Below are 8862 nucleotides of genomic sequence, written 5' to 3'. Positions count from 1 at the left end.
ATCCAGAAGGACCTGGACGCCTCGCTGTCCGACATCCAGTGGGTGACCAACGCCTACCTGGTTGGGGGTGTACTGGATGACCGGACCCTTGGGTGTTGCCCTACCGTCACCCGTCGCCGGTTTTCTCCCCCCCGAACCGCCTGCACGCCGAGGGCATCGAGCCGCACGCGGAGATCGTCACGGAGAACTTCCTGGCCATTCCCCACCTGGTCGCGGGGGCCGACCGGATCGGCCTGATGCCCGAACGGGCCGCGACCCCCGATCTCTCCGGACAACTGATCACCGTCGTCCAACCCGCCTTCGAGATCGGCCACTTGGTGGAGTCCCTGTGGTGGCATCCGCTCCATGAGCGGGAACCGGCCCACATATGGCTGCGCCGCATGGCCGCTCAGGCCGGCCAGACGGTCTGGAGCGACCCCACGGTTTGAATTTGCAACCTCATGCCGGCCTCCGGATGTCCCGCAGGGGGCGGGCCGAAGCATCCGTGCCCAAGGAGCGCTTTCGGCGCGCCGGCGGCCAACCGCCGACCCGTCGGGCGGGGAGGTCTGCGGCCAACAGTTCGGCGACCGGACGGCCCGCGATGGGACGACCCGCTCTCGTTCCTGCCGCGACGACGACCCCGTCGGCATCACGAGTCACGGACGCGGCTCACCGGTGGTCACCTGATGAGTACTACTTATTTGGGTCGAGAAGTAGCGATGAGTTGCGCTTCTGCATCCACGGCGAGAGGGCGGAAGGCGCTTTGAACTGCTACTTCATCAAATCCGGTCATGACCTTGCCAGAATATACCTGCTCATTCCCTTGACCGGCGTCCTCTGCAGCCGCGATAAATGCAACTCATGGGCAACGTGGCTCAGAGAGGACACCGCACATGAGACCCCTACGCCTCGCCGGACTCGCCAAGGCACTCGCGGCCGGAGTCGTCGTCTTCGCCACCGTTCTGCCGGCCCAGCCGGCGCAAGCGGCCACGACGAACTTCTACGTCGACCCCACGGGCGGCAATGACAGCAACTCCGGAACCAGCACCACCGCTGCCTTCCGGACCATCCAGGCGGCCCAGGCCGCCGTCCGCGCCGCGAACACCAACATGTCCAGCGACATCGTCGTGAACCTGCGCGGCGGCACCTACAACCTCACCAGCCCGATCACGCTGGGCACGAGCGACTCCGGCACGAACGGCCACACGGTCGTCTACCAGGCCTACAACGGCGAGACGCCCGTCATCAGCAGCGGTCGGACGATCACCGGATGGACCGCCGCCGGAAACGGCGAGTACAAGGCGTCGGTGGGCAGCCTCACCTTCCGTCAGCTGTACGTCAACGGAGTGCGCGCCACTCGGGCCCGGTACCCCGACCTGGGCTCGGACTTCCAGCTCCAGGGAAGCGACAAGACCAACAAGCTGTTGCAGGTGCTCAGTTCCCAGATCTCCAACTGGAACAACCTCAGCCAGACCGAGATGGTCCTCGAGCTCCAGTGGGCGGAGAACTACCTGCGGCTGAAGTCGTTCACCACCGCGGGCGGCACCGCGAACGTCTCCATCCAGGACCACGAGGCCGGCATCCTCTTCCAGCGGCCCTTCCCGGTCCTGTCCAACGGCTCCCCGCTGCACTTCGAGAACGCCCACGAGTTCCTCAACGAGCCGGGTGAGTTCTACGTCGACACGGCCGCGCAGACGGTCTACTACAAGCCGCGCTCCGGCGAGGACATGTCCACCGCCACCGTGCAGGCACCCACCCTGCCCACGCTCGTGGAAGTCAAGGGCACCAGCCTCGACACCCCGGTCCACGACCTGCGTTTCTCCGGCATCACCTTCGCCCGGACCACCTGGATGGAAGCGACCAACAACGGTCTGCTCAACGGCCAGGGCGGCCTCTACAACGTGTCGGCCGACTCCTCGAACCACCAGTACGTCGACCGTCCGTCGGCCGGGGTCCACGTCGCGGACGCCGACCGCGTCTCCTTCACCGGAAACACCTTCACACAGATGGGGTCCACCGCCCTCGACCTGCACCACGGCGTCCACGACAGCAGCGTGACCGGCAACGTCGTGTACGACATCGCGGGCAACGGCATCATGGTGGGCAAGTTCTCCGACCCCACCGTGGAGATGCACACCGTCTACAACCCGCCCACGTCCCCGGCGGGTGAGGACGCCCGCGAGGTCGTCAAGAACGTCACCGTCGACGACAACCTGATCACACGGATCGGCGAGGACTACCTGGGCACCGCCGGCATCAACGCGGGCTTCGTCAACAGCACCACCATCAACCACAACGACATCAGCGACGCCCCGTGGGCGGGTATATCGCTGGGCTGGGGCTGGCAGTCCGCGACCAACGCCGAGGGCAACAACAGCATCAGCTACAACCGGATCGGCAACGTGGTGAACAGGCTGTGCGACACCGCCGGCATCTACCACCTCTCCAACGACCCGGGAACCGTCATGAACGGCAACTACGTGCACGACGTGGTCCGGGGTCCCGCCGCCTGCGGGTCCGCGGTGGCGGGCCTGTACCTGGACGAGGGCTCCAACAACATGACCCTGTCCAACAACGTCCTGTCGCACACGGACGGTTTCATCAACCAGAACGTCAACGGCAGCAACGTGACGCTGTCCGGCAACGCGACCTCGGGCACCTCGGTGATCCAGGCCTCCGGGCTGGAGCCCGCGTACCAGTCCCTGGCGGCGAAGCTCAACCTCGCCTACAACAAGCCGGCGACCGCGTCCACGGTCCTGAACTCGAACGTGGCGGCCTCCAAGGGCAACGACAACGACAGCTCCACCGGGTGGTCGCCGACCGGGACGGACACCTCGGCCTGGTGGCAGGTCGACCTCGGCCAGGCCTACCAGCTCGGCCAGTACTCCCTGACGCTGCGCCAGGACGTCGACCAGCCCGAGACGCGCGGCAACTTCGAGATCCGCGCCTCGAACGACCCGTCGTTCGCCACCTACACCGTGCTGGGACGCCAGGGCGCCACGACGCTGCCGATGGCCTCCACACTGACGGGGAACATCGACGTCCGCCAGAAGTTCCGTTACGTGCGGGTCGCCAAGACCGACGGCGCCTACTTCTTCTTCTCCGACTTCAGCGTGCAGCAGGCCGGCGGTGCGCTGGAGGATGCGACCGGCACGCCGAACGTCAACCCGTCGACGTACTACACCATCAAGAACGTCAACAGCGGCCAGCTGGCGGACGTCTACCAGGCCTCCACCGCCGACGGCGCGAGCGTCGTCCAGTGGCCGGCCAACGGCGGCACCAACCAGCAGTGGAACATCGTCCAGGTCAGCGGCCAGCTGTACAAGATCGTCAACAGGAACAGCGGCAAGGTCCTCGACATCAACGGCGCAACTCACTACAGAGGGAGCAATCTTCAGCAGTACACCTACAACGGCGGCGACAACCAGCTCTGGTACTTCGAGCCGACCAGCGGCGGATACGTCATCCGCAACTTCGAGACCAAGCAGGTCCTGGAGGTCAGCGCCGGCTCGTCGGCCAACGGTGCCGCCATCGACCAGTGGATGGCACTGAACCAGTCCCACCAGGCGTGGACGATCCAGTGACCGGATGACGCGGTAGAGGTCAGAAGACGGCGGGGCCGGAAAGCCATGACTTTCCGGCCCCGCCGCCGCGCGACACGGGGGCCACCTCATGCCCAGCAACGAGTTCCGCCTCGTGGAACCCGTCCGCCGACCAGTGGACTTGCGGCAGCCGATCAGTGGTTGCGCAGCTCCGCGCGGCGGCCGAGCGTCGCGGAGATCCCCGTCGCGGCGGCTCGCACGCTGGTGGCGTGCCGGGCGGGCTGGAACCGGTGCACCGGACCCGTCACACTGACCGCCGCCACGACCTCGTCCGACGGCCCGAAGATCCAGGCGGCCACGCAGACGATGCCGACCGCCGACTCCTCGTACTCGAAGGCCACACCCTTGGTGACGACGTCGGACAGCTGGCTGTCAGCACATCGACGTTGGTGATCGTCCGGGGCGGCCTTGCGCTCCAGGGGGCCGCGCAGCGCGACCTCCCGCACTTCGGCGGGGGCGTGGCTGAACAGCACCTTCTCGAGCGCCGTCGCGTGCAGCGGCATGCGCCCGCCGAGCCGGGACAGGGAGTTCGCCTGTTGGTGGCCGCCCGTCTTGGCGACGTAGACGACCTCCGTTCCCTCCCGGGTGCCCAGGTGGACGAGTTCGTGCGTGCGCTCGTACAGGCCCTCGAGAAAAGGCGTGGCCACGTCGAGCAGCCCGCGCTCGACCGACGCGCGCATCCCCAGTTCGAAGACGAGTCCCGACAGGCGGCAACGCTCCTGGACACGGTCCAGGAGCCGCGCCGCCACCAGGGCGCCGAGCACCCGCTGCAGGGTGCTCTTCGCGAACCCCGTACGTTGCCGCAGTTCGGTGAGGCCCAGGGGGGTGTCCGCGACGGTGAACGCCTGCAGCACGGCGAGGGCCTTGCTCAGGACGCCGCTCGGCGCGTCGTTGCTCACAAGGGTCTTCTTTCCGGGAAATCCCAACGTCCCGACTGTACGGGACCACGCCCGTCCCTCGCGGTGCCGCCGTGACCGGCATCGACAGGGGCGGGCGCGGACGAGCGACGGCAACCGGGCCGGGGCGGACGCAGGCCGTACGTCGGGCGGCGTGGCGGGGCCGTCACCGCGTACGGCTGTCCGCCGTTCACCCACAGGGCGGCGTCGCGGCGACGCCCGCCGGCTCCTTCGAGAGGCGGAGCAGGAAGCGGACAGGATGGGGATGCAATCGTACGGGGTAGGCGAGCGGGACGACGCGGGGCGGTCCCACGCGCTGCTTGAGGGAGGGTCACGTATGCAATTCGACGACGATGCTGCTCTGGACACGTCCGAGGTCGAGGACGGTCGGGGAGGTGCGCTGGGCGGGATCCCCGGCGGCGGGAAGACCATCGGCGGGGGACTGGTCGGGCTCGTGGTGCTGGTCGCGTCCGTGCTCTTGGGTGTCGACCCCGGCATGTTCGGCTCGGGCGGCAGCGGCACGTCCTCCTCCGGCGAGTCAGCCGCGGACCTCGCGGCGAACTGCCGGACCGGTGCGGACGCCAACCGCAAGGAGGAGTGCCGGATCGTCGCCGTGGTCGACAGCGTGCAGGCATTCTGGAAGCAGACGGAGACAGCCGCCGGCAAGCCCTACCAGCAGGCCCCGACGTACCTCTTCACCGGCAGTGTGAACACCGGTTGCGGGAACGCGACGTCCGACGTCGGCCCCTTCTACTGCTCGGCCGATGACAAGGTCTATCTCGACCTCGGCTTCTTCAACGACCTGAGCAGCAAGTTCGGCGCCGAGGGCGGCCCGTTCGCCGAGGCTTACGTCATCGCGCACGAATACGGCCACCACTTCCAGGACCTCAGCGGAACGATCTCCCGCGGCAGCGGAAAGGGCCAGAACAGCGGCTCGGTGAAACTCGAGTTGCAGGCGGACTGCTACGCCGGAGTGTGGGCCCACCACGCCACCACCACCCCCGACCCCAAGAGCGGCAAGCCACTGATCACCGACTTGACGAAGGACGACATCAACCGCGGGCTGGACGCGGCCGCCGCTGTCGGAGACGACCGTATCCAGCAGCGCTACCAGGGCAACGTGACACCCGACACCTGGACCCACGGCTCCGCGAGCCAGCGCCAGCAATGGTTCTCCACCGGCTACCGCTCCGGCCGCGTCGCCAGCTGCAACACGTTCAGCTGACCCCGCTGACGTCCACGGCACGACGTCATGCCGTGGACGGCCGCCGGTGGGCAGATCGCGTCCTCTGCCGCACCGCGGTCGGTGCTTACCGAGCGTTGAAGCGCGATGTCGTCGGGCGCTGACGATGCGGGATCGTTGCGGTACGCCGGTCGTGTGAGGTATCCGCAGGCTGGTGGACTGACGCCTGAACGGCAGGCGTTTCGTGCGGCGGTCCTGCACTCCCGGTCCTCTTGGCCCACGGTACGAGTGGAGCGGGTAACTCCCGCTTCAGTACGCCACCCCCACCCCCTCCTTCGCCGTCCCCGGGTCGTCGATCATGTCCAGCATCGCGTGAGCGACGTCCGCCCGTGCGATGAACCGGCCCCGGCGCGGGAAGCCGCCGACGACGACCCGGTACGAGCCCGTAAGGGGCTTGTTCTGCAGCCGCGGTGGCCGTACGGACGTCCAGTCCGTGCCGCTGCGAGCGAGCTCGTCCTCCATCTCCCGCAGGTCGGCGTAGACGTCCTTGAGGAGCGACGAGACGATCCCGCGCATCCCGCGGTCGAGGAGGCCGTCCCCCTCCGGCTCGGGACCCACCGGCGCCGCACTGACCACGAGCACCCGGCGCACGCCCTCGGCCTCCATGGCCCGCAGGACCGTCCGGGTCAGCCGGGTCGCGACTCCGGCGTCCTTGCGGCTGCGGGCACCCAGACCGGAGAGGACCGCGTCCCGGCCGGCGACCGCGGGGCGTATCGCCTCGGGGTCGGTGAGGTCGGCGCGGAAGATCTCCAGGCCGGCACCGGTCACCTCGAACCGGGCCGGGGCCCGCACCACGGCCGTGACCCGGTGGCCCGCGGCGAGCGCCTGCCGGACGACCTCCTGTCCGATTCCTCCGGTGGCGCCGAAAACGGTGAGGTTCATCGCGTCACTCCCAACTCACCATCGGTGGGTGAGTACTTACTCACCCCCACACCCCTAGCGTGAGCAAGTACTCACCCACTCGTCAAGAACCGTTGGACAGGCCATGCGATCCTTGGGCGCCATGGAGCAGAAAACGGCCCGCGCCCGTATCCTCGACGCCGCCCACGAGCTCATGCTCACCGTCGGGCTGGCCCGCGCCACCACCAAGGAGATCGCCAGGGCGGCGGACTGCTCCGAGGCCGCCCTCTACAAGCACTTCACCAGCAAGGAGGAACTGTTCATCGAGGTCCTGCGCGAGCGGCTCCCAGGGCTGGGCCCGCTGCTGCGCACCCTCACCGCCGAGCCGGGCAGCCACACCCTGGAGGAGAACCTCACCGAGATCGCCCGGCAGGCGGCCCTTTTCTACGAGCAGAGCTTCCCGATCGCGGCCTCCCTCTACGCCGAGACACAGCTCAAGAAGCGCCACGACGACGCGATGCGGCAGATGGGATCCGGCGCGCACCGGCCCATCGAGGGCCTCGACGCATACCTCCGCGCCGAACAGGCAGCCGGCCGCCTCCACCCCGACGCGGACACCTTCGCGGCCGCCTCCCTCCTCCTGGGCGCCTGCGCCCAACGCGCCTTCGCCTATGACGCCACCAGCGACGGGCAGCCGCCCCCCGTGGACGACTTCGCCCGACGGATGGCCCGCACCGTGTTGAGCGGAATCGGGAACTGTAAGACGTCCGACGCTACTCCCGATCACGGAAGTTGCGTCGATGACCAGTGAGGACGTGTCCGCGTCCGAGGGGCGAGCCCAGGCCGAGGGAATGCAGCTGACCAGTGAAGGCGGGTTGCTCCAGCAGCTGACCAAGCGGCTGCCGGAGTCCGCCCTGGACCGGTTCGCCGAGTTCGCCGATGCCTGGGGCAGGAAGTATCCGGCGACCGTCTTCGTGGCTACCTCGGGCTGCACCTGGCGGCAACTGCCGCCGGTGTTCGGGCCGTGCTGGACCACGGTCTACCCGCGCTTCGCCCAATGGAGCCGACATCGGGTTTGGGCCAGGCTCCACCGCGTGATCCTCGACGAACCGGGTGCCCGAGGTGAGCCGGACTGGTCGCGGTGCGCGATCGACTCCGTCAGCCTGAGAGCCACAAAAGGGGGCCACTGACCGGACCGAATCCGACCGACTGCGGCAAGAGCGGATCGAAAATCCACCTGCTCACCGACCGCAACGGCCTGCCCCTGTCACTGGGCATCTCCGGCGCCAACCTGCACGACAGCCAGGCTCTGAGGCCGCTGGTGCGCGGGACCCCGCCGATCCGCTCCCGGCGCGGGCCGCGCCGGCGGCGCCCGGCCAAGCTCCACGCCGACAAGGGCTACGACTACGAGCACCTGCGCCGATGGCTCCGTCGGCGTGGCGTCCGTCAGCGCATCGCACGCAAAGGCGTCGAGTCCTCCACGCGTTTGGGCCGTCACCGCTGGGTGGTCGAGCGGACCGTGTCCTGGCTAGCCGGCTGCAGATGCCTGCACCGACGCTACGAACGCAGAGCCGAGCACTTCCTCGCCTTCGTCGGCATGGCCGCAGCCCTGATCGGCTACCGCCGACTCAGCGCATGACCCAGCTCACCGCGGGGTGCACGTTTGGCAGCCCCCACGGCTCCAGCGTGCCACTGACCAGGTCAGCCAGGAACTGGACCACCCCGCCCGTGTAGTGCCACCACCCGCCGTTACGGGAGGCGACGGTTACCGTCCACTCCCGTGGATCGGTCGGGCCCGTCTTCCAAAGGAAGATGTCGCCCTCGTTGGAAGCGGCCCAAGGCAGCAGACCGCCCGCGGCCGGATGCGGCAGAAGCGGGACGGCCAGGTCGGCATCCGCGCACCATTCGGCGACGATCTCCAGTTCCTCGCGAGTGCCCTGTACCCACGCCGCCTCCGTGCCAGGCTGCGGTCCGCCGAAAGGCAGGAAGTCGTCCAGCGCGAATGCGGGCAAGAGTTCGCAGAGCAACTTGTAGTCGCCCGGCAGGCCTACGCCAAGATCTGCCTCGACCGTCAGCCAGTTGATGTCTGCGGGGGCTGAGCGACGGTGGACCACCAACTCGGGCACAGCCCGTTCCAGTGCCGCAACCGCTTCGACCGGCTCGTACAGGCGAAGGCGTGGCGCCTGGGTGCCGATGAGATCGTCCACGAGCACAGCCTGCCAGACCAGACATGCCACTCTGCGGCAACTGCCCGAACACGGAGCCAAAAGAAACGGCGTTTTAAAGCTCGTAACAGGATCTT

7 protein-coding genes and 1 pseudogene are annotated in these 8862 nt (G+C 68.2%); 5 read left to right on the top strand and 3 right to left on the bottom strand.

The features are described from left to right. Positions 1–95 precede the first annotated feature (95 nt). Together AB0958_RS20470 and AB0958_RS20465 are read left to right on the top strand one after the other, a co-directional pair. Positions 96–428 carry a hypothetical protein gene (locus AB0958_RS20470; protein WP_366891866.1) on the top strand — a complete coding sequence of 111 codons (333 nt, stop codon included), beginning with the start codon at positions 96–98 and terminating at the stop codon, positions 426–428. 444 nt (positions 429–872) lie between these two features. Further along, positions 873–3563: an RICIN domain-containing protein gene (locus AB0958_RS20465; protein WP_366891865.1), complete on the top strand. Its 2691-nt coding sequence runs from the start codon at positions 873–875 to the stop codon at positions 3561–3563. 152 nt (positions 3564–3715) lie between these two features. On the opposite strand, the gene AB0958_RS20460 is transcribed toward AB0958_RS20465, so the two are convergent. Beyond that, on the bottom strand, positions 3716–4480 hold the full coding sequence (locus tag AB0958_RS20460; protein WP_366891864.1) for an IclR family transcriptional regulator: 765 nt from the start codon (positions 4478–4480) through the stop codon (positions 3716–3718). Between the two features lie 334 nt (positions 4481–4814). On the opposite strand from AB0958_RS20460, the gene AB0958_RS20455 reads away from it, so the two are divergent. Next, positions 4815–5702 carry a neutral zinc metallopeptidase gene (locus AB0958_RS20455; RefSeq protein WP_366891863.1) on the top strand — a complete coding sequence of 296 codons (888 nt, stop codon included), beginning with the start codon at positions 4815–4817 and terminating at the stop codon, positions 5700–5702. Between the two features lie 267 nt (positions 5703–5969). On the opposite strand, the gene AB0958_RS20450 is transcribed toward AB0958_RS20455, so the two are convergent. After that, a complete protein-coding gene (locus tag AB0958_RS20450) occupies positions 5970–6602 on the bottom strand; it encodes an NAD(P)-binding oxidoreductase (protein WP_366891862.1) in 633 nt (210 codons plus the stop codon). A gap of 121 nt (positions 6603–6723) precedes the next feature. On the opposite strand from AB0958_RS20450, the gene AB0958_RS20445 reads away from it, so the two are divergent. Continuing rightward, the gene (locus AB0958_RS20445) at positions 6724–7371 is read left to right on the top strand and encodes a TetR/AcrR family transcriptional regulator (protein ID WP_366891861.1); all 648 of its coding nucleotides are present in this window, start codon (positions 6724–6726) and stop codon (positions 7369–7371) included. Between the two features lie 151 nt (positions 7372–7522). Next, positions 7523–8199, top strand: a pseudogene (locus AB0958_RS20440) (IS5 family transposase); the annotation flags it as partial. Here the strand turns inward: AB0958_RS20440 and AB0958_RS20435 are convergent. Continuing rightward, positions 8189–8767, bottom strand: a complete 579-nt coding sequence (locus AB0958_RS20435; RefSeq protein WP_366891860.1) for an SMI1/KNR4 family protein — start codon at positions 8765–8767, stop codon at positions 8189–8191. The pseudogene AB0958_RS20440 and the gene AB0958_RS20435 overlap by 11 nt on opposite strands. Positions 8768–8862: the final 95 nt, after the last annotated feature.

The organism is Streptomyces sp. NPDC006655 (assembly GCF_040703965.1).
Taxonomy (GTDB): domain Bacteria; phylum Actinomycetota; class Actinomycetes; order Streptomycetales; family Streptomycetaceae; genus Streptomyces.
The sequence above is the reverse complement of the archived record's forward strand: the minus strand, read 5'-3'. Positions and strand labels throughout refer to the sequence as shown.

Coding starts and splice junctions, on each gene's coding strand:
- AB0958_RS20465 (WP_366891865.1), top strand. CDS start 873: ATGAGACCCCTACGCCTCGCCGGACTCGCCAAGGCACTCGCGGCCGGA.
- AB0958_RS20455 (WP_366891863.1), top strand. CDS start 4,815: ATGCAATTCGACGACGATGCTGCTCTGGACACGTCCGAGGTCGAGGAC.
- AB0958_RS20450 (WP_366891862.1), bottom strand. CDS start 6,602: ATGAACCTCACCGTTTTCGGCGCCACCGGAGGAATCGGACAGGAGGTC.
- AB0958_RS20445 (WP_366891861.1), top strand. CDS start 6,724: ATGGAGCAGAAAACGGCCCGCGCCCGTATCCTCGACGCCGCCCACGAG.